17 protein-coding genes and 1 tRNA gene are annotated in these 22183 nt (G+C 34.7%); 10 read left to right on the top strand and 8 right to left on the bottom strand.

Going from position 1 to position 22183, the window contains the following annotated elements; translation table 11 throughout:
- Position 1: 1 nt before the first annotated feature.
- From trhO to AC9UFV_RS00445, 6 genes are all read left to right on the top strand, one after another.
- Positions 2 to 1357 carry an oxygen-dependent tRNA uridine(34) hydroxylase TrhO gene (trhO, locus tag AC9UFV_RS00470; protein ID WP_509571645.1) on the top strand — a complete coding sequence of 452 codons (1356 nt, stop codon included), beginning with the start codon at positions 2 to 4 and terminating at the stop codon, positions 1355 to 1357.
- Positions 1358 to 1526: 169 nt separating this feature from the next.
- Complete coding sequence (locus tag AC9UFV_RS00465) at positions 1527 to 2795, top strand: PSP1 domain-containing protein (protein WP_509571642.1); 1269 nt, start codon at positions 1527 to 1529, stop codon at positions 2793 to 2795.
- Positions 2779 to 3264, top strand: coding sequence for a gliding motility lipoprotein GldH (locus tag AC9UFV_RS00460; RefSeq protein WP_509571640.1), 486 nt, complete (start codon positions 2779 to 2781; stop codon positions 3262 to 3264). The genes AC9UFV_RS00465 and AC9UFV_RS00460 overlap by 17 nt, the downstream gene beginning before the upstream one ends.
- Before the next feature lie 4 nt (positions 3265 to 3268).
- Positions 3269 to 5566 (top strand): penicillin-binding protein 1A, encoded by a 2298-nt coding sequence (locus AC9UFV_RS00455; protein WP_509571637.1) that lies wholly within the window; start codon positions 3269 to 3271, stop codon positions 5564 to 5566.
- A 230-nt stretch (positions 5567 to 5796) separates the two neighbouring features.
- Positions 5797 to 6495: a CoA transferase subunit A gene (locus AC9UFV_RS00450; protein WP_509571635.1), complete on the top strand. Its 699-nt coding sequence runs from the start codon at positions 5797 to 5799 to the stop codon at positions 6493 to 6495.
- 49 nt (positions 6496 to 6544) lie between these two features.
- A complete protein-coding gene (locus tag AC9UFV_RS00445; RefSeq protein WP_509571632.1) occupies positions 6545 to 7201 on the top strand; it encodes a 3-oxoacid CoA-transferase subunit B in 657 nt (218 codons plus the stop codon).
- A gap of 328 nt (positions 7202 to 7529) precedes the next feature.
- Here the strand turns inward: AC9UFV_RS00445 and AC9UFV_RS00440 are convergent, their stop codons facing one another.
- The gene (locus AC9UFV_RS00440) at positions 7530 to 9971 is read right to left on the bottom strand and encodes a hypothetical protein (protein WP_509571630.1); all 2442 of its coding nucleotides are present in this window, start codon (positions 9969 to 9971) and stop codon (positions 7530 to 7532) included.
- Between the two features lie 221 nt (positions 9972 to 10192).
- On the opposite strand from AC9UFV_RS00440, the gene AC9UFV_RS00435 reads away from it, so the two are divergent.
- The 4 genes from AC9UFV_RS00435 to AC9UFV_RS00420 all read left to right on the top strand — a co-directional run bounded on the left by AC9UFV_RS00435 (position 10193) and on the right by AC9UFV_RS00420 (position 14010).
- Complete coding sequence (locus AC9UFV_RS00435) at positions 10193 to 10435, top strand: hypothetical protein (RefSeq protein ID WP_509571627.1); 243 nt, start codon at positions 10193 to 10195, stop codon at positions 10433 to 10435.
- A complete protein-coding gene (gene asnS, locus AC9UFV_RS00430; protein WP_509571625.1) occupies positions 10416 to 11849 on the top strand; it encodes an asparagine--tRNA ligase in 1434 nt (477 codons plus the stop codon). Before AC9UFV_RS00435 ends, asnS begins: the two co-directional genes overlap by 20 nt.
- Before the next feature lie 78 nt (positions 11850 to 11927).
- Complete coding sequence (rpoN, locus tag AC9UFV_RS00425; protein WP_509571623.1) at positions 11928 to 13391, top strand: RNA polymerase factor sigma-54; 1464 nt, start codon at positions 11928 to 11930, stop codon at positions 13389 to 13391.
- A gap of 13 nt (positions 13392 to 13404) precedes the next feature.
- Positions 13405 to 14010, top strand: coding sequence for a hypothetical protein (locus tag AC9UFV_RS00420; RefSeq protein WP_509571620.1), 606 nt, complete (start codon positions 13405 to 13407; stop codon positions 14008 to 14010).
- Here the strand turns inward: AC9UFV_RS00420 and AC9UFV_RS00415 are convergent.
- From AC9UFV_RS00415 to AC9UFV_RS00385, 7 genes are all read right to left on the bottom strand, one after another.
- Positions 14005 to 14691 carry a porin family protein gene (locus tag AC9UFV_RS00415; RefSeq protein WP_509571617.1) on the bottom strand — a complete coding sequence of 229 codons (687 nt, stop codon included), beginning with the start codon at positions 14689 to 14691 and terminating at the stop codon, positions 14005 to 14007. The genes AC9UFV_RS00420 and AC9UFV_RS00415 overlap by 6 nt on opposite strands.
- A gap of 118 nt (positions 14692 to 14809) precedes the next feature.
- Positions 14810 to 14894: transfer RNA gene (locus AC9UFV_RS00410), tRNA-Ser, on the bottom strand.
- Between the two features lie 57 nt (positions 14895 to 14951).
- A complete protein-coding gene (locus AC9UFV_RS00405) occupies positions 14952 to 15977 on the bottom strand; it encodes an asparaginase (RefSeq protein WP_509571614.1) in 1026 nt (341 codons plus the stop codon).
- Positions 15967 to 17103, bottom strand: coding sequence for a 1-acyl-sn-glycerol-3-phosphate acyltransferase (locus AC9UFV_RS00400; RefSeq protein ID WP_509571612.1), 1137 nt, complete (start codon positions 17101 to 17103; stop codon positions 15967 to 15969). Before AC9UFV_RS00400 ends, AC9UFV_RS00405 begins: the two co-directional genes overlap by 11 nt.
- A gap of 62 nt (positions 17104 to 17165) precedes the next feature.
- Positions 17166 to 17933, bottom strand: coding sequence for a TatD family hydrolase (locus tag AC9UFV_RS00395; protein WP_509571610.1), 768 nt, complete (start codon positions 17931 to 17933; stop codon positions 17166 to 17168).
- A 113-nt stretch (positions 17934 to 18046) separates the two neighbouring features.
- Positions 18047 to 19261 (bottom strand): 2-oxoglutarate dehydrogenase complex dihydrolipoyllysine-residue succinyltransferase, encoded by a 1215-nt coding sequence (gene odhB / locus AC9UFV_RS00390; RefSeq protein WP_509571607.1) that lies wholly within the window; start codon positions 19259 to 19261, stop codon positions 18047 to 18049.
- 127 nt (positions 19262 to 19388) lie between these two features.
- Positions 19389 to 22166 (bottom strand): 2-oxoglutarate dehydrogenase E1 component, encoded by a 2778-nt coding sequence (locus tag AC9UFV_RS00385; RefSeq protein ID WP_509571605.1) that lies wholly within the window; start codon positions 22164 to 22166, stop codon positions 19389 to 19391.
- Positions 22167 to 22183 lie beyond the last annotated feature (17 nt).

Here is a 22183-nt window from a genome sequence, read left to right as displayed (position 1 = left end):
CATGCAACTGTACAACACCTTAAGCGCAGAAGAAAGAGCCATCATGATTGACGATGCCGGAAAACAAAGACTTACTTTGTCGTTCTATGCTTATGCGCAAATTTCAAACCCCACTCAATTTCGTAACGAATTATTCCTTGCTTGGAACCAACTCGATGTCTTAGGAAGAATTTATGTAGCCCAAGAAGGGATCAACGCCCAACTTTCCTTGCCAGCAGATAATTTTTATGCTTTCAAAGACACCATCGAAGTTTATGATTTCATGAAGGGAATCCGATTAAATATTGCCGTAGAGCAAGACGATCTTTCATTTTTAAAATTGACCATTAAAGTCCGTGACAAAATTGTTGCCGACGGTTTAGTAGACGATACTTTCGATGTAACCAATATCGGAATCCACTTAAAAGCAAAAGAATTTAACGATTTACTCGAAGATCCAAATACCATTGTGGTCGACATGAGAAATCATTATGAATCAGAAATTGGCCATTTTACCAATGCTATAAAGCCTGATGTTGATACATTTAGAGAAAGTTTGCCAATTATTGAAAACCAACTTTCCGAGCACAAACAAGACAAAAAACTATTGATGTATTGCACCGGAGGAATTCGTTGCGAAAAAGCCAGCGCCTATTTTAAACATAAAGGTTTTGAAAATGTGTACCAATTAGAAGGCGGAATCATTGAATATACTCGACAAGTAAAAGCCGAAGGTTTAGAGAGTAAATTCATTGGGAAAAACTTTGTTTTTGACCATCGATTAGGTGAAAGAATCACTGACGATATTGTTTCGCAATGCCATCAATGCGGTTCTCCTTGTGATGTTCATACGAATTGTGCTAACGAAGGTTGTCACTTATTATTTATACAATGTGACTCTTGCAAATCCAATATGGAAGGGTGTTGTTCTACAGAATGCGTGTCGATAATTCACCTACCTGAAGACGAACAAAAAGCCATTCGTAGAGGGATAAAAAACGGAAATAAAATATTCAAAAAAGGAAAATCTGAAGTATTAACTTTCAAAAATAACTCAGATTCACAAACTGTTTTTGGTACAAATGAAAAAAAACCAGTTGCAACGAAAACTCCAAAAATCAAGAAATTGTATATTGGAAAAGGAGAACATTATTTCCCAAAATCAAATATTGGACAATTTTTAATTGAAGAAAATGAAATTAATATTGGCGACCAATTATTGATAAAAGGGGTTACAACGGGAGAACAAAAAATTGAACTTAGAGAAATGTTAGTCAACGGAACCGAATCGAAAAAAGCGGTTGCTGGTACTACTTGCACCTTTAAATTGCCCTTCCGAATTCGTTTATCCGATAAATTATATAAAATCATAGAATAATTTCTAAAATTAATTTCAAAAACCGCTATTACTACTATTGTTATAGCGGTTTTTCTATTTTAGAAAAAGTTTAAACTTTTAAACTTTTAAACCTAAAATTAAAATAATATCTTTACACATTAATCGTTATGAACTTACGTTGTGCAAGTCACAACACCACAATATAATTATGGCATGTACAAGTTGTTCAACTTCAGATGGCGGAGCGCCAAAGGGTTGTAAAAATAATGGGACTTGTGGCACCGATAGCTGCAACAAATTAACCGTCTTTGACTGGCTTTCAAACATGAGTTTGCCTAATGGTGAAGCTCCTTTTGACTGCGTGGAAGTGCGTTTTAAAAATGGAAGAAAAGAATTTTACAGAAATACTGAAAAACTAACTTTAAGCATTGGAGATATTGTGGCAACAGAAGCTTCTCCAGGTCACGATGTTGGTATTGTTACCTTAACAGGTGAATTAGTAAAAATTCAAATGAAGAAAAAAGGGGTCAATCACACCAGTCCTGAAATTCTAAAAATATACCGTAAAGCTTCTCAAAAAGACATCGATATTTGGTCGGCAGCTAGAGACAAAGAAGAGCCAATGAAAGTTCGAGCTCGGGAATTGGCAATTGCTCAAAAACTAGAAATGAAAATTTCTGATATCGAATTTCAAGGTGACGGACTGAAAGCTACCTTTTATTATACTGCCGAAGCAAGAATTGATTTTCGTTTGTTAATCAAAGATTTTGCTAAAGAATTCAACACTAGAATTGAAATGAAGCAAGTTGGTTTTCGTCAAGAAGCCTCTCGATTAGGAGGAATTGGTTCTTGTGGAAGAGAATTGTGTTGTTCTACTTGGTTAACTGATTTTAGAAGTGTAAATACTTCAGCGGCGCGTTACCAACAGTTGTCTCTAAATCCTCAAAAATTAGCTGGACAATGTGGTAAATTGAAATGTTGTTTGAATTATGAGTTGGACACCTACATGGATGCGTTGAAAACCTTCCCTGATTTTGATACAAAATTAAGTACAGAAAAAGGAGACGCCGTTTGCCAAAAGCAAGATATTTTTAAAGGATTAATGTGGTTTGCCTACACCAATAATTTTGCCAATTGGCATGTCTTAAAAATCGATCAGGTAAAAGAAATTATCGCTGAAAATAAATTGAAAAAGAAGGTTTCGTCTCTTGAAGATTTTGCTCTAGAAATAGTGTCTGAACCTGAAAAAGATTTCAATAATGCCATGGGACAAGAAAGCCTTACGAGATTTGATCAGCCTAAGAAAAAGAAAAAATCAAATAGAAATAATAAGCGTCCGAGCGAAAATGCAATAGTGGGGAACAATAATAACAGACCACAGCAAAATAAAAACCAAGGGAAACCTTTTGGCAATAACAAAATCAGACCTAACGAAAATAAAATTAAACCTAATAATAACAATGAGCCTAAAGAGTAGTTTTCTTTTTATTATTATTGCCGGACTCTTAATTTCTTGTGACAAAAAAAGGGTTTTTGACGAATACCAGTCAGTTGGTAGCGCATGGAATATGAAAAAAGAAGTCATTTTCGAACTTCCGAAAGTCGATACTTTGAAAAAATATAATTTGTTTATTAACCTTCGAGCAAATGAGGATTATAAATTCAATAATCTGTTTTTAATTGTTTCAATGGAGCAGCCAAATGGGTTAACCAAAATAGACACATTAGAATATGAAATGGCCGATGTAGATGGCGCGTTACTTGGTGATGGATTTAGCGATATTAAAGAAAGTAAATTGTATTATAAAGAAAATGTGAAATTCAAAGCATCGGAAAATAATAAAATTCACATCAAACACGCAGTACGACAAACAGGTAAAATAGTGGGAGTTCAAGACCTTGAAGGAATTTCCGAAGTTGGTTTTAGAATCGAATCAATAGAATAAATATATGGCAGCGAATAAAAATAACAATCCCGTTAAAGACATCAATTACTACAAAAAGAAATTTTGGAAAGTCTTTTTTTATGGTTTAGTTGGAATAATCGTATTTTTCCTTTTTGCCTCTTGGGGACTTTTTGGATCAATGCCTTCATTTGAAGATTTAGAAAATCCAGATTCAAATTTGGCTACAGAAGTAATTTCATCTGATGGAGTTACCATAGGAAAATTTTACAATGAAAATAGAACTTCAATAAAATACCAAGACTTACCTAAACACCTCGTTAATGCATTGGTAGCAACCGAAGACGAGCGCTTTTACGAACATTCAGGAGTTGACGGAAGAGGAACTTTACGTGCTATTGCAAGTTTTGGAACTTCCGGAGGAGCAAGTACTTTAACGCAACAATTAGCAAAACAATTGTTTCACGGTGAAGGATCTAAATTTTTACCTTTTAGAATTATTCAAAAAGCAAAAGAGTGGATTATCGCCATCCGATTAGAACGCCAATACACAAAAAATGAAATCATAGCGATGTATTTAAACAAAGCCGATTTTATTAATACAGCTGTGGGAATTCGCTCTGCAGCAAAAGTATATTTCGGAAAAGAACCTAGAAATTTAACGGTAAGCGAAGGCGCAATGTTGGTTGGAATGTTAAAAAACCCTTCCCTTTTCAACCCAATTAAAAGGTTAGAAAAAGTACAAAATCGTAGAAATGTTGTTTTTGGTCAAATGGTGAAAAATAATTTTTTATCTGAAGAAGCAAAAACGGCATTAGAGAAAGAGCCTATTGTTTTAGACTTTCACCCAGAAAGCCATAAAGATGGAATTGCCACTTATTTTCGTGAATACCTTAGAGAATTCATGAAAAATTGGTTGAAAGAAAATAAAAAACCAGACGGTTCTGAATACGATATTTACAGAGACGGACTAAAAATTTATACTACCATCGATTCTAGAATTCAAGCTAATGCAGAAGAAGCGGTGACGGAGCATTTAACCAATCTACAGCAGGAATTTTTCGATCAATCAAAAAATAATAAAAATGCTCCTTTTGTAAATATATCTAAAGACGAAACCGATAAAATCATGATGCAAGCCATGAAATCTTCAGATCGTTGGAGAGAATTAAAATTACAAGATAAAAGCGACGAAGAGATCATTAAATCTTTTAGTTTGAAAACTAAAATGACCGTTTTCACATGGAAAGGAGAACGCGATACAATTATGACTCCTTCAGATTCTATTCGCTATTACAAACATTTCCTTCAAACAGGATTAATGTCTATGGAACCGCAAACCGGACATGTAAAAGCGTGGGTTGGTGGTATAAATTATAAATATTTCCAATACGATCACGTAGGTCAAGGCGCGCGACAAGTGGGTTCAACCTTTAAACCTTTCGTTTATGCAACCGCAATCGAGCAATTGAATATGTCTCCATGCGATTCCATTATCGATTCGCCATTTACAATTCCTGTTGGTCGTCACCACGTTACCGAAACTTGGACACCTGCCAATTCCGATAATAAATACCGCGGAATGGTAACCTTAAAAAAGGCATTGGCCAACTCCATAAACACCGTTTCGGCTAAATTAATGGACAAAGTAGGTCCAGAAAAAGTAGTTGAATTAGCAAAAAAATTGGGAATAAAATCAGAAATTCCTTTACAACCCTCAATCGCATTAGGAGCTGTGGATATTACCGTTCAAGACATGGTTGCCGCCTACAGCACTTTTGCCAATCAAGGGGTTTACATCAAACCGCAGTTCATCACCAGAATTGAAGATAAAAATGGCGTGGTACTTTACGAGCCAATTCCAGAGTCGCACGATGTATTGAACAAAGACGTGGCTTTTGCAGTAATTAAATTGTTGGAAGGTGTAACCGAAGAAGGTTCAGGATCTCGATTGAGAACCCAAGGCGGTGGAAACGGTTACAACAGAGTTACCGGCTATCCGTATGTATTTACCAACCCAATTGCAGGAAAAACAGGAACCACACAAAATCAATCCGACGGTTGGTTTATGGGAATGGTGCCCAATTTGGTAACCGGAGTTTGGGTAGGTTGCGAAGACCGTTCCGCCCGTTTTAAAAGCATTACTTACGGTCAAGGCGCGGTGGCAGCATTACCAATTTGGGGCTTAATGATGAAAAAATGCTACGCCGACGAAACCCTAACACTTTCAAAAGAAGACTTCGAAAGACCTGATAATCTAAACATAAAAGTCGATTGTTGGTCGCCACCAGTTAAAAAAGATACCACAGAAACAGAACAAGATACAGACGAATTTAGTTTGTAGTTTTTTGGAGCTTTATCCGGCTGTACGTTGCAATCCACGCGAAAAGGCGTGGGATTTCCTCTGCCATCCGGGCTAGGAATTCAGGTGGCTTCAAAATTATAGTATAAGTGAATAAGTAGCCTCAAAATCAGAATTGGTGATTTTGAGGCTACTTATTTTATAGAAAATTAGGAAAAATTGATTAATAATTCGTTATTTTTGAAGTAAGAAAAACTAAGAATAAACGAACAATGATTAATAAAAAAGTACCTACCGTTCAAGAAGCCCTAAACGGGATTGAAAACGGAATGACTATACTACTAGGTGGTTTCGGATTGTGTGGGATTCCAGAAAATTCCATCGCCGAATTAGTAAAAAAAGGGAATCACAACCTAACCTGTATTTCTAATAATGCCGGTGTGGATGATTTTGGACTTGGATTACTATTACAGAAAAAGCAAATCAAAAAAATGATCTCCTCTTATGTTGGAGAAAACGCCGAATTTGAGCGTCAAATGTTATCTGGCGAATTAGAGGTAGAATTAATTCCACAAGGAACACTTGCTGAAAGATGCCGTGCCGCACAAGCGGGAATTCCCGCGTTTTTTACTCCAGCAGGTTTTGGTACCGAAGTTGCAATAGGAAAAGAAACTCGAGAATTCAATGGCAAAATGCACGTAATGGAACATGCTTTTAAAGCCGATTTTGCAATTGTAAAAGCGTGGAAAGGCGATACGGCAGGAAATTTAATTTTTAAAGGAACTGCGAGAAATTTTAATCCTTGTATGGCGGGAGCAGCAAAAATTACCGTGGCTGAAGTGGAAGAATTAGTAGAAGCCGGATCGCTAGATCCCAACCAAATTCATATTCCAGGGATATTCGTGCAACGGATTTTCCAAGGTGAAAAATATGAAAAGAGAATTGAACAACGCACGGTAAGGCAGAAGTAATTTGAAAATTATCTAATTTTCAAATTTTCAAATCATCAAATAAATTAAAATGCTAACAAAAGAAGATATCGCAAAACGAATTGCAAAAGAAGTAAAAAACAACTATTTCGTCAACCTCGGAATTGGAATTCCAACCCTAGTAGCCAATTACGTTAGGAAAGACATTTCGGTAGAATTTCAAAGTGAGAATGGTGTACTTGGAATGGGACCTTTCCCATTTGAAGGCGAAGAAGACGCCGATGTAATTAATGCCGGAAAGCAAACAATCACCACCTTGGCTGGAGCGAGTTTTTTTGACTCTGGGATGAGTTTTGGAATGATTCGTGGTCAACATGTCGATTTAACAATTTTAGGTGCGATGGAAGTTTCTGAAAATGGCGATATTGCCAATTGGAAAATTCCAGGGAAAATGGTTAAAGGAATGGGTGGCGCGATGGATTTAGTGGCTTCTGCCGATAATATTATTGTGGCGATGATGCACGTAAATAAAGCCGGAGAAAGCAAAATTCTTAAAAAATGTACGTTGCCATTAACAGGTGTGGGCTGCGTTAAAAAAGTAGTAACTGAATTGGCGGTTTTAGAAATTACCCCAAAAGGATTTAAACTTTTGGAACGAGCGCCAGGCGTTTCTGTGGAGCATATTATTGCAGCAACTGAAGCCGACTTAATTATAGAAGGAGAAATTCCGGAGATGGTTATTGAATAGTTTCCGTTTCTCCTGACCGGTTTTTCTTTATGTTTAAGAGGGAGAATCTCGGCCTTAAATTATTACTCAAAGTACCACAAAGGGACACTAAGATTCACTAAAATATTTTATTTTGTGGGCCTTTGAGTGTTCTTTGAGCGTTTTGTGAAATAGTTTATTCTTGCTCACGAGCGAGACGCTCGCGCTAGCGGGAGTAAACAAAAATAGAAACTACTGAAAGCAGAATAAAAACAAGAATTATAAAGTTTAAATTCATCTTTTCGAATTTTAAATCAGTCGTTATTTAAATTTTAATAGGCAATAAGTATTGAAATCAATACTTAGCTTATTATTCTTTCAAAAACTCATACTCATAAACCTTAGGCTTTATTTTATCTGCTAAAACTGAAAGGTTATTTCTTAGTTCACCAATCAATTTAGTGTAGGTAGCATCTTCACTACGAGCATTCATTCTCCCCAATGCGTTTGTACCTTGAAAGTAGGCTCTGATGTCATAAAAACTTGCGTTTACATTAATATCAACATCATTTTGACTGTGATAATATTTCCATAACTCACGCCCTGAGTCAAAAACTGCTGTTGCTTCATCTGAGAAAACCAATGGTTTACTTTCAGCAATTGCTTCAACTTCAAATAATGTTTCACTGGAGGTTTCTTTTTTGATTTTGCCTTTGATGAAATCAGTCATGAAATTACTTTCAAACTTAGCTTTTGCATTTACCTCTTGTTCGGTGAATGGAATCCAATGATTAACACCGTATTGACCTTGAATATTGTTACTGAATAAAATATATGCTAAACAATCATTTTGAAATTCCATGTTTTTTTTCCACATATCATTTGGAAATAAAAATTGATCCCTATCATTTAACCATGTTTGATCAACACATTTCCGAACTGTAAAATAAACAGCTACTTGGATTAAGTTTTTTTCGCTCACCCAAATACCACGTGGGTTTGCCATTTGTTCTTTTTTATTTAGGATATATACGATTCCATTCTGTTGAAAATCATTACCGTTAGTTCCAGCCAAGAAACCGATATTGTTTGCATTAACTTTAAATTGACTGATCCATTTATTTATGAATTGTTCTTTATTAGTAACAGAAAACGTTTTGGTTCCAATAAAATCTCCATTTTCATTATAAACATCAGAGCATGTAGTAGAAAAAGGAATTTTGTTTTTTGTATCCCAAATTTTAAATCCAATCGGGAAATTTCCTTTCACATTATCAAAAGTCCATGCTGGTACAATAAAAGACGATAAAATTTCAGCTTTAAATAAAATTCTAAAATCAGAAAAAGCAGCACCTTGTAGAGTTTTTAATTTAGAAAATTCTGCAATATGACAACCATCTATTTCATTATATATTCTTGCCAAAAATAAAACATAAATTTCACGTCCAGCAGTGCCTATTATTGGAGAATATCTATCATGACATTTTGATTTATTTACTCCAGCCTTACCCTTTTCACCTACACTTGAAACCTCTGCATACGGAGGATTAATATAAACGACTAACTTTTTGCGTTTTGCCTCTTTAGATAAGATGTCATACAAGTTGTCAGGCATTTTACCTCCCTTTGAAATTGGTATAAACTCATCATTTAAAAAGTCAAATTGAAAGACATTATTCTTAAGCAAATTGGCCCCATGCTCAATACGCTCGTGTATGACGCTAATATCGGCTTGGTCGAGTGTGCTTGCGTAAATGTTGTATTTATTGGTTAAACCAGCTAAAAGATTGCCCGTTCCTCCAGCGCAATCCCAAATGTAATAATCGTCTTGCCAGTTTTCACCTAAATAATCTGTAAGGTATTTTTGAGAAAGCTCCACCCAAATACGAGGAGTAAAAAAAGCTCCTTTACGTTCTCTGATATCCTGAGGTACTAATAAATCCCTGCGTTCTATGATATAATCTTGATATTCTATTATAGGTGGTCTTTTATATCGTTTCCAGAATTGTAAGTAGGTTTCTTTATTTTTTAAACTTATTGTAGCATCAAACATTTGTTTGATATTTTCCTTCGCAATTTTATATCCTTCATTCTGAAAAACCACAAACAAACTATCCCTTATTGTAAGATCATCATCAAGTTGCTGTGTATTTTTATCATCGACAAAAAGGTCTGCTAAATAGAAATCACTGTCTAAGATATTAGCTTTATTTAAATCCTCCCATTTTACATTAATTATCGGTTTCACAATTTCTAACCAGCGCAAATAAATAGGAATGAAATTGTTTTTATCAATTTTTAATTTACTTGTTGTAGTCGCATTGGCTATGTTGTTTTTAATAAAATGCTGTAAATCTTTCTCGTCTTTTTCATAATCATATACAAAGGTATACTGACTTAAAATAGCCTCAATACGTTCTTTTATCAGTAAAAATTCTTTGGTTTCGTGGTTACTTGGGGTAACATTCCAATTAAAATCGTTTAAATAAAAAATATCTTGAATATTAATGTAAGGCACAAAAGCAATTTTTTGAAAGTCAAATGCACCCAAAAAAGCAGGAGGTGGTGTTTTGTCAAAAGTTCGAGCCTTACCAATAGTTAGAACCAATTGAACAAACATAGTTGTTACATCAAAATTTCCCGTTTTAGCTTCAGCCCACAATAATGGTTCTCTGCCATCAAACAGTTTGTTTTGTTTTGGAAAAACAGTAAAATCTATATTCCCCAAAATTTCCGTTGTATCAAACCCTTTAAACCAGTCGGCGCCAACTTTATTTTTTAGTTCTTCTTCGCGAATTTTATTGTATTTCATATTTTGGTTTCTTTTTTTTCCTGTTTTATCTATAGTAAAGGCGCTCTATTAACTTTAGCTATATTTATTCTCAAATATACTATTTATTTAAATCCGAATTTTAATTTAAGTTTTTTCTCTTTTTAAAATCTTAAATCAAAAGTCTCAAATTATAAATCTGTACCCACGTGAGGGAGTACTTCACTATACTTTTATTTTATTTGGAGTTCAGTGAATTTCATTTGAAGCGAAAAGCCCGCAGTAAAGTGGAACGCAGTGGAACTTTGCGAGGACTTGTAGCGGAAAGCCCGACCCAGAGTTTTTACGGAGGGGCACGCCCAAAAAAAGCCAACTCACAAAATAAAATATCGGATAAATCGTTTATTCTAGACGAGGAAAATTGGTCGAAATCCATTATATTTGCACCTATAATTAGGTTTATTTTAATATTATTAGATTTTCAAGATGAAACATACCAAGGTTAAAGATTTATTGAATAGTACCAAAACGTTGCAGGAAGTGAATGCCAAAGGATGGGTGCGCACGTTTAGAAACAATCAGTTTATTGCGTTAAATGACGGTTCGACTATAAATAATATTCAGTGTGTAGTTGATTTTGAAAATACCCCGGAGGAAACCTTGAAGCGCATTACTACTGGAGCGGCAGTTTCAGTAACGGGTACTTTAGTGGAAAGCCAAGGTGCCGGACAAAAATTTGAAATTCAAGTTATAAAACTTGAAATCTTAGGCGACTCGGATGCGGAGAAATTCCCAATGCAACCTAAGAAACATTCCCTAGAATTTTTGCGTGAAAATGCGCATTTAAGAGTGCGTACCAATGCTTTTGGAGCAATTATGAGAGTGCGATCGGTATTGTCGTTTGCGGTTCATAATTATTTTCAAAACAACGGTTTTGTTTATGTAAATACCCCAATTATTACAGGTTCTGATGCGGAAGGCGCGGGAGAAATGTTTAAAGTTACGGCTTTACCATTTGAAAATACTCCAAAAACAGAAGACGGAAAAATAAATTATAAAGAAGACTTTTTTGGTAAAGAAACCAACTTAACGGTTTCGGGCCAATTGGAAGCAGAAACTTACGCGATGGCTTTGGGTCAGGTGTATACTTTTGGACCTACATTTCGTGCTGAAAACTCCAACACGTCGCGCCACTTGGCCGAGTTTTGGATGATTGAGCCGGAAGTGGCGTTCAATGATTTGAGTGACAACATGGATTTGGCAGAAGATTTTATCCAGTATGTAATTAAATACACCATGGATAAATGTCAAGACGATTTGAAATTTCTTGAAGGTCGATTAATCGATGAGGAAAAAGTAAAACCTCAAGCAGAACGTAGTGAAATGACGCTATTAGAGAAATTGAATTTTGTTTTAGAAAACAATTTCAAGCGTGTTTCTTATACTGAAGCGATTGATATTTTAAGAAATAGCAAACCGAATAAAAATAAAAAATTCAATTATATTATTGAAGAATGGGGCGCTGATTTACAATCAGAGCACGAGCGTTATTTAGTAGAAAAACACTTTAAATGCCCAGTAATTCTTTACGATTACCCCGCAAATATTAAGGCGTTTTACATGCGATTGAATGAAGACGGAAAAACGGTTCGTGCCATGGATATTTTATTCCCAGGAATTGGTGAAATCGTTGGTGGTTCGCAAAGAGAAGAGCGCTACGATGTATTGGTCGAAAAAATGAAAGTGTTAGGAATAGACGAAGAAGAATTATGGTGGTACTTGGATACCCGCAGATTTGGAAGCGCAGTACACTCTGGATTTGGACTTGGTTTTGAAAGATTGGTACTGTTTGTAACGGGTATGACCAATATTCGCGATGTGATTCCTTTCCCAAGAACTCCTGGAAGTGCGGAATTCTAAATAGTTAATTTGTGGATTTGGTTATATGTAAATTTGATCAACGAATAACCAAATAACCGAATAACCAAATTAAATTAAATGCAAAAGCAATTTCTAAGTTTAAAGTTATCTCAAAAATTATCTCCACAACAAATTCAGTTGATGAAGTTAATTCAATTGCCTACGCAAGCTTTTGAGCAACGTTTATTGGAGGAAATGAATGAAAATCCAGCATTAGAAGCAGGTACGGAAGACAATTATGAAGCGGATGAGTTTGAAAATGATAACTACGATGAGTATGATGATCCTGAAAATGATCGAATTGAAGCCGATGACATCAATATTGACGATTACCTAACTAACGACGAAATTCCCGATTACAAGACCCAATCCAACAATTATGGCGATGAAGATTCTAATTTAGAATCGCCATTGGCGTCGCCAGTTAGTTTTCACCAAGATTTGATCAATCAGTTGAATACCTTTATTTTGAATGATAACGATCGTGAAATTGCTGAATTTCTCGTGGGTAGTATTGATGATATGGGTTATATTCGAAGAAGTATTCAGGATATTGTTGATGATTTAGCTTTCACACAAGGGATTTATACTGAGGAGAAAACGGTTGAACATTTATTGCATGTGATTCATGAATTGGAACCACCGGGAGTTGGAGCCCGCGATTTGCAAGAGTGCTTGTTGCTTCAATTGAAGCATAAAACCCCAACAGAATCAGTAGCTTTGGCGACTTCTATTTTGTCAGAACAGTTTGATGCATTTACCAAAAAACACTACGATAAGTTAATTCATAAGTTTAATGTTTCGAATGACCAATTGAAAAAAGCCATTCATGAAATTGAAAAATTAAACCCAAAACCAGGCGGATCGTTTACGGGAAATAATAAAGTAACTGAAAATATTGTTCCTGATTTTGCCATTAGAATTGTAGACGGCGAACTTGAACTTACGTTAAATGGTAGAAATGCTCCCTCACTTCATGTTTCGAAAGATTATCAGGAAATGATGCAAACCTATAAAGTTTCCAAAGATAAATCGAACTCCCAAAAAGAAGCCGTTCAGTTTATTAAGCAAAAATTGGATTCTGCAAAATGGTTTATTGATGCCATCAAGCAACGCCAAGAAACATTGTATGTAACGATGAATGCGATCATGCATTTTCAAGAAGAATTTTTCCTTGATGGGGAAGAAACAAAGATGAAACCAATGATCTTGAAAGACATTGCCGATATGGTGGGTCTTGATATTTCTACGATTTCACGTGTTGCTAATAGCAAATATGTTGAAACTCCCTATGGCACGAAATTGATCAAAGAGTTCTTTTCTGAAGCAATGAAAAACGATCAGGGTGAGGATGTTTCCACTTTAGAAATAAAGAAAATTCTACAAAATGTAATTGCAGAAGAGGACAAACACAAGCCTTTACCAGACGACCAATTAGCAGAAATTTTAAAAGAAAGAGGTTACCCAATTGCGAGAAGAACAATTGCAAAATACAGAGAATTACTCGATATTCCTGTGGCTAGAATGAGAAAAAAAATGTAATCTATTTATTATTTTGAAAAAAATCATAGCCCTTTTTTCTTATATTTTCCATCCGATATTCATCCCGATGTTCGGAACGTTATTTTATTTTTTTATAAGCACCTTTTATTATACCTATCAACAGAAATACATTGTTTTATTGCAAATAGGTGTGGTTACAATATTAATTCCGATTGCGTTTTTCTATTTTTTACAATTCTACGATAAGGCAGATAACGTAATGGTTCCTGATTTAACACAACGTAAAATTCCTTTAGTATTTCATGGAATGATTATCTATTTATTACTTTCGAATACCATTAAAGAAACTATTTTACCAGAATTGTATTACTTTTTATTGGGAGGATTTATAAGTACTTTTATATTATTTGTATTGGTGTTCTTAAAAATAAAAGCAAGTATTCACATGGTTGGAATTAGCACTTTAACTGTTTTTGTAGGTGCGTTAAGTTTGCATTTTGAAGTAAATACAATATATAGTTTTGCTGCTCTTGTACTTTTAAATGGCTTTATTGCCACTTCCCGATTGGAATTAAAAGCGCATACTTATAAAGAAATTCTATTTGGCTTTTTTATAGGATTTATACCACAACTGGTTCTAATCTACTACTGGCTATAGAATGTAAAACATGAATCCGAAATTCAAAGTATTGATTCCAATCGCTCTTCCGTTCAATTCCGCTGATTTAAATATTGGATTTAAACCATAATATATATTAAAATTTACGGTGTTATAACCAACACTGAGGTAAGTTCCATATTGGAATTTGTTGATATCAGGGTTGTTAGCAACCAAATAAGAAGTTTGGCTGTCTTCATAATTGGATTGCGTATTAAACAAATAACTTAATTTCAATCCCGTATAAATTCTCCAAAATTTATGTGTTTCTGGAACAGAAGTTCGCCATCTGTACTCGATCGGAATATCTATAGAATGTAACGTCAATTTGTTTTTATCGAAAAAAGTTCCATCTGGAATCGCGCTGTATTGTGGGTTTCCATTGTTTTCAGAAATCAATATATTTTGATTGTAACTATTCAATGAATAACCTAAACCTGCAGCAATGGCTTTGTTTCTTGCTTTATTAATTGGCATGTCTCTCAAAATTCCGATAGAAAAACTGGGTGTAAAATTATTTTGTGTTACTCCGATTGGTCTGTTTTGAAGGGTGTTATAGGTGACTCCGATATAAAATTGATCTTCACGATACAAAGAATCTACCGCTTGAAAATCAGGAACCGATTGTGAAAAACCGGAGAAAAAAGATAGGAAAATAAAGCAATTTATCAGAATACGCATCTCTCTTATTTTTGTGGTTTAAAGATACGTAAAAGTAATAGAAATACTTTTAATTCTTTTTATTGATAAAAAATAAACCCTAACTACTTAATTTATAAGCAATTAGGGTTTTTCTTTGCAGAGAGGAAGGGATTCGAACCCTCGATATGTTACCATATACACGCTTTCCAAGCGTGCGCCTTCAGCCACTCGGCCACCTCTCTATTTTGGTTTGCAAATAACTAAAAAAAAAGTCGTTAATAAAAGTTAATTAGAGAGATTTATGATATTTCCCCACGGATGGAAGTTTCAAAATAATTTTTGAAATCTTTTGCTGGAACTTTTTGTCCCAAAAGGAACATTAATTTGGTAACGGCAGCTTCAGTAGTGATGTCTTTACCAGAAATTACTCCGATTTTTTTCAAAAATGTACTCGTTTCATAATGCCCCATCGTAACACTTCCGCCAGAACATTGGGTAACATTAACAATGTGTAAGCCGCTTTTAATTGCTTTTTTTAGAAGCGAAATAAACCACTCATCTGTAGGGGCATTCCCTGATCCATAGGTTTCTAAAATAATTCCTTTTAAGTTTGGAATATTTAATATTGCCGATAAAACTGGTTCGTTTATTCCCGGAAACATTTTTATTATTGCTACATGATCGTCTAAATCGGTGTTTATTTTAAATTTTTTATTTGATTTAGGTAATAAAAAAGGAGTATTTATTTTCAAATGTACTCCCGATTCAGCCAATTCAGGGTAATTTGGCGAAGCAAATGCATTGAAGTGTTCTGCGTTGATTTTAGTTGTTCTATTGCCTCGGTATAACTTGTATTCAAAATAAAGGCACACTTCTGAAATAACCGACTTGTTTTTTGATTGTAAAGAAGCGATTTGAATTGCAGTAATAAGATTTTCTTTTGCGTCTGTTCTAATATCTCCAATTGGCAATTGTGAACCTGTAATAATCACAGGCTTCGATAAATTTTCAAGCATAAAACTCAATGCTGAAGCCGTGTAAGACATGGTGTCCGATCCATGTAAGACTACAAATCCATCAAAAGAATCGTAATTATTCTTGATACTATTTGCAATAGATATCCAATGAAAAGAAGTCATATTGGAGGAATCCAATGGCTTTTCAAAGGATATGGTTTCAATATCGCAGTCCAGTTGTTTTAATTCTGGAATTTTAGAAATTAATTTACTAAAGTCAAAAGCTTTCAAGGCACCCGAATCGAAATCTTTCATCATTCCGATGGTGCCACCAGTATAAATTAATAATATTTTAGCTTTAGATTGCATTTTCTAATTTCATTTTATTGACTACCGGATTGGCATACATCGCAAGAAAACTTTGCATTTGGAATTCATCAGAATGATCAATTCTCATTTCTAATCTTCGTTCGAAAAGTGCTTTTTCATCTGCCGTATAAAAATGAGAAAACTGAGTCGTCCCGTTTAACTTATCGAATGCGATATAGTTAGTAGGCCATAATTTATAGTTTTTGATAATTGCATCATCCAAAACTTGAGCCAACGCTTGAATTTGTTTATTGGCATTTTCAAATTCTGAACCTATAGCATCCAACTCGGTATCTAATATTTTTCCAACGCTAATATGGATTCTTTTCTTCGGACCCATGATTCCACTTAGTAGCGTATTAAAGTCTTCATTTTTCGCTTTTATATAGATTTCATTATTTGCTTCAGCGATTAATTGTGGCATTTTTAAAGCGTCGGTTGGGTCGTATTCGTAGGAAATTGAAATAGGAACAATTCTAATTTTCTTAAAATATTTTATAATATTCTCTTCTTCAGAACCCATCGCAAGCATTTTTAATACTCCTGGATGTGTCGCGTCATTTCCATCTTTAGTGCGCCCTTCTCGTTGAGCAATCCAAACCGATCTGTTTTCTCTCAACAACAATTGAGCAATATATTCCGATAATAGCTTGGAACTTTGTAATAATTCTCTTGGCGGTAAACCTCTTAAAACAAGGAAGTTTCTATTGATTTTCGCTAGAATATTCATGAATGATTTTTTAACCAAGTTGTCCCCAATTGCTGAGGCCGTCATCAATAATCCATGGTCAAACAAGCAACCATTTAAAATGGAAGTATCTAAAATAATATCTCTGTGATTCGAAATAAATAAGTAAGAAGTATTTTGTTCTAAAGTTTCAAATCCCGATGTAGTTACTCCTTCAGATGTGAGTTCTATTACTTTTTGAATAGAATGATAAATAAAATTACTTTGAAAATCTCGAATTGAATACGTCTTTTTGAGTTGTGTTTTCCAAACTTCTTCATCCACTCCAGGAAATGTAAATTCCATTAATGCCTTCATCATTGGATGGTCCACTGTTTCTTTTAAAGCACCGTTTATTTCGGCGTCATAATAAGGTCTTATAGAATCAAATTTTGACATTTACATTTTTATTTAATTGACAAATGAACGAAAATTTATCGAATTTATGCTTTTAAAAGTGATTAAATCCCAAAAATAGCTTTCGAATTTTCGGTCGTTTTTAATGCGATTTCTTCGGGTGATAAGTCATAAAGGGAAGCTAATTTATCGACTACATTCACAATATAACTGCTTTCATTTCTTTTCCCTCGAAAAGGAATTGGCGCTAAATAAGGAGAATCTGTTTCTAAAACAATATGCTTCAAGTCGATCTGATTGATAAACTGATCGATTTTGCCATTTTTGAAAGTTACCACGCCTCCTATTCCCAATTTCATATTATAAGAAATGGCTTGTAATGCTTGTTCGTAGGTTCCTGAAAAACAATGAAAAATTCCAAATAAATCATCCGATTTTTCTTCTTCTAATATTTCAAATATCTCATCGAAAGCCTCACGACAATGAATTACAATAGGTAATTTATGTTTTTTTGCAAATTGGATTTGTCTTCTAAAGGCAATTTGCTGTTCTTTTAAATGGGTTTTATCCCAATACAAATCAATCCCGATTTCACCAATTGCATAGAATTTTCTGTTTGCCAATTCCTTTTCCACAATTTGCAATTCGTCCAAATAATTGTCTTTTACATACGTTGGGTGCAAGCCCATCATCAAAAATACATTCTCGGGATAATCCGATTCTAAAGCATACATTTTCGGTATATAATTAGAATCTATTGCGGGAATAAAAAAACGCGTAACGCCATTATTTATGGCACGTTGCATCATTTCGTCACGATCCAAGTCGAATTCTTCGGAATATAAATGGGTATGTGTATCGGTGATTGTCATTTTAATTTTTGAAAAAACAAAGGTACTATTTTGATTGATTCTGAATTCAATTTACAAATAAAATCCCGTTTAGTTGATACTAAACGGGATTTATATAAATTGCTATTCAAATATTACAATTCAAACGCTTTTTTAGGATTGTTATCACATAACAATTCTACTGGGTTTTCTAGGGCTTCTTTAACGGCAACTAAGAATCCAACTGACTCGCGTCCATCTATGATTCTGTGGTCATACGATAAGGCAACATACATCATTGGATGAATTTCAACTTTACCATTTACCGCAATTGGACGCTCAATAATATTGTGCATTCCTAAAATTCCTGATTGTGGTGGGTTGATAATTGGTGTACTTAACATACTTCCAAAAACGCCTCCGTTAGTAATTGTGAAAGTTCCACCTGTCATGTCGTCAACGGTAATTTGTCCGTCACGCGCTCTTATAGCTAATCTTTTAATTTCAGCTTCAATTCCTCTGAAAGTTAAATTTTCAGCATTTCTAACTACCGGAACCATCAAACCTTTTGGTCCAGAAACGGCAATTGAAATATCACAAAAATCGTATCCAATTTTGTAATCTCCGTCCATCATTGAGTTAACTTCAGGAAATAATGCTAAAGCTCTGGTTACGGCTTTAGTGAAAAATGACATGTAACCTAAACCAACTCCACCGTGTTTTGCTTTGAATGCATCTTTGTATTCATTACGTAACGTGTTAATTGGCGTCATATTCACCTCGTTAAAAGTCGTTAACATTGCGGTATCGTTTTTCGCAGCTACTAATCTTTCCGCTACTTTACGACGCAACATTGATAATTTTGTTCTTTCCACTCCTCTAGAACCTCCTGTTGGAGTTCCCATTGAAGGAACAGCGTTTACAGCATCCTCTTTCGTGATTCTTCCGTCTTTTCCTGTTCCAATAATATCTGAAGGTTGGATATTTTTTTCGTCTAATATTTTTCTAGCTGCTGGAGAAGGTGTTCCAGAGGCATAAGTTGCAGCGGCCGGAGCGGCTTTAACTTCAGCTGCTGGTTTTGGGGCTTCAACTACTTTTGGGCTTTCTGCTGCTGGTGCTGCTCCCGATGGTTTTCCTTCGGTATCAATTAAGCAAACTACTGCTCCAACTGCTACAGTATCTCCTTCTTCTGCTTTTAAAGTGATGGTTCCACTTACCTCAGCTGGTAATTCAAGAGTTGCTTTATCAGAATCTACTTCAGCAATAGCTTGGTCTTTTTCTACATAATCGCCATCTTTTACTAACCAAGTTGCGATTTCAACTTCTTTAATCGATTCTCCCGGTGAGGGAACTTTCATTTCTAAAATCATCTTATATTATTTTAAATTATGAATTTTAAATTATATTTATGTACTAATGCCATTTTTAGCCCCGATTGAGCCGATATCCTCGTAACAAAGTGGAGAGATAAAGGCGAAAGCGGGAAATAGCTCCAAATTATTTTCTAAATAAATCTTTATCAAATACCATTTTTATTGCATCGGCATGTCGGCGTTTTGCTCTTGTATAACTTCCTGATGCTGGCGCTGCATACTCTCTTAAGGATGCCAATCTCCATTTTACCAAGTTGAAATTCATTAACATAAAGCTGTAAGCTCCCATGTTTTTTGGTTCTTCTTGTGCCCAAACATAATCGTCAGCATTTGGATAATTTGCTATTATTTCTTTTAATTGGGATTCTGGAAATGGAAATAATTGCTCAATTCTAACAACTGCAACATCTTTTCTTCCATTATTTTCTCTCTCAGCAGTAATATCGTAATAGAATTTACCGGTACAGAAAACCAATGTTTTAACGTCTTTTTTATTTACTGTGGTATCATCAATAGTTTCTTGGAAACAACCTTTTTCGAAATCTTCAATTGGCGAAACTACTCTTGGATCACGCAATAAACTTTTTGGTGAAAACACAATCAGTGGCTTGCGGAAAGTAGTTTTCATTTGTCTTCTCAACAAGTGAAAGAAGTTAGCTGGCGTGGTACAATCGGCAACATACATGTTATTTCTAGCACAAAGCTGTAAATAACGCTCCATTCTCGCAGAAGAATGTTCCGCTCCTTGATTTTCATATCCGTGAGGCAATAAAAGCACAATTCCGTTTTGGTTGTTCCATTTATCTTCACCACAAGAGATGTATTGGTCTAACATAATTTGTGCTCCATTGCTGAAATCTCCAAATTGTGCTTCCCAAATAGTAAGTGTTTTAGGGCTTGCTAATGCATAACCATAATCAAAACCTAAAACTCCGTATTCTGATAAAAGGGAATTAAAAACATTGAATTTTCCTTTTTTACCTTCTATATTATTCAATAAAATAACTTCTTCTTCTGAATTTTCAACTTTAACCACTGCATGACGGTGGGAGAACGTTCCTCGTTCCACATCTTGCCCTGAAATTCTTACATTATACCCTTCCTGTAAAAGCGAACCGTAGGCTAAATGTTCGGCCATAGCCCAATCTAACTTATTAGTTTCGAAATACATGGTTTTTCTATCGTTTATTAATTTTTGAATTTTACTAATAAACTTTTTGTCTGCAGGCAAATTACAAACTGCATTGGCAACATTGGTAAGTCCTTTTTTATTGTAAGAAGTATCAACTTTTTCAAGCATTTGAACGTTAGTCACTTGCTCGAAGCCCAACCATTCGTTTTGCATGAAAGGAGTAATTATAGTAAGATCTTTTTTACGAGATTTCTCTAAATTTACTTCTAATTTATCTTTGTAATCTGCTTCTAACCCTTTGATATAATTGGCATCAATAACGCCTTCTTCAATCAATTTTGCAGTATAAATATCTCTTGGATTTTTATGGCTAGCAATTATTTTATATAATAATGGCTGTGTAAATCTTGGTTCATCACCTTCATTATGACCATATTTTCTGTATCCTAATAAATCGATAAATACGTCGCTACCAAATTGCATTCTATAATCTAAAGCAAATAACATGGCGTGAACCACCGCTTCAGCATCGTCAGCATTTACGTGTAAAACGGGAGATAAAGTCACTTTCGCAACGTCTGTACAATAGGTTGAAGAGCGTGCGTCTAAGTAGTTTGTGGTAAAACCAACTTGATTATTAATGACAATATGAATGGTTCCACCTGTTTTGTAACCATCCAATTGCGCCATTTGAATAATTTCATAAACAATTCCTTGTCCAGCAACTGCAGCATCACCGTGAACGGCAATTGGCAATACTTTTGAGAAATCATCTGGGAAATATTTATCTTGTTTTGCTCTAGTAATTCCTTCAATTACAGCACCTACCGTTTCTAAATGCGAAGGATTTGGTGCTAAATTGATGTTTATTTTTTTTCCAGTTCTCGTTTTTCTATCAGAGGTTAAACCCAAATGGTATTTAACATCGCCATCGAAATATTCTTGATCGTAATCTTTTCCGTCAAATTCTGAGAAAATATCTTGTGTTGATTTTCCGAAGATGTTGGCTAAGATGTTCAAACGGCCACGGTGTGCCATTCCCATTACAAATTGCTCTACTCCTTTTTCTGCAGCAGCCTCAATTAATGCGTCTAAACCTGGAATTATAGATTCTCCACCTTCGAGTGAAAAACGTTTTTGTCCAACATATTTTGTATGTAAGAAATTTTCAAAAGAAACCGCTTCGTTTAATTTATCTAATATCACTTTTTTCTCATCGGCAGAGAAAGTAGGGGTGTTATCATTAACTCCTAATTTTTCTTGAATCCATTGAATTACCTCAGGTTTTCTGATGTACATGTATTCAACACCAATGTGCTGGCAGTAAATTTTATCTAAGTGAGCAATAATATCAGTTAAACTACAAGGAGCAATATTGATTAATTTAGCTGCATCAAAAACAGTGTTTAAATCGGATTGGTTTAAACCAAAATTTTCTATTTCTAATGTTGGAGAATAAGTTCTTCTATCGCGAACAGGATTTGTTTTAGTAAATAAATGTCCTCTTGTTCTATAGGCTTCAATTAATTTTAATACTTGAAATTCTTTTTGAAGTTTTGCAGAAACAGCACTGAAATCTTGCCCTTCAGATGAAGTTAAAAGAGAGCCCTCGGTTGCGATTTCTCCGTTTGAAGAACTCATTCCAAAGTCGAAACCTTGAAAAAAGCTTCTCCATGATGGCTCAACGCTATCGGGGTTTTCTAAATATTGATCATATAGTTGTGCGAAAAATTCGGTGTGCGCTGCATTTAAAAAGGAAAACCTATCCATAATTTTTGAATGTCCTG

Source organism: Flavobacterium sp., from assembly GCF_044349645.1.
Lineage (GTDB): Bacteria > Bacteroidota > Bacteroidia > Flavobacteriales > Flavobacteriaceae > Flavobacterium.
This window is presented reverse-complemented; position numbering and strand designations above follow the sequence as displayed.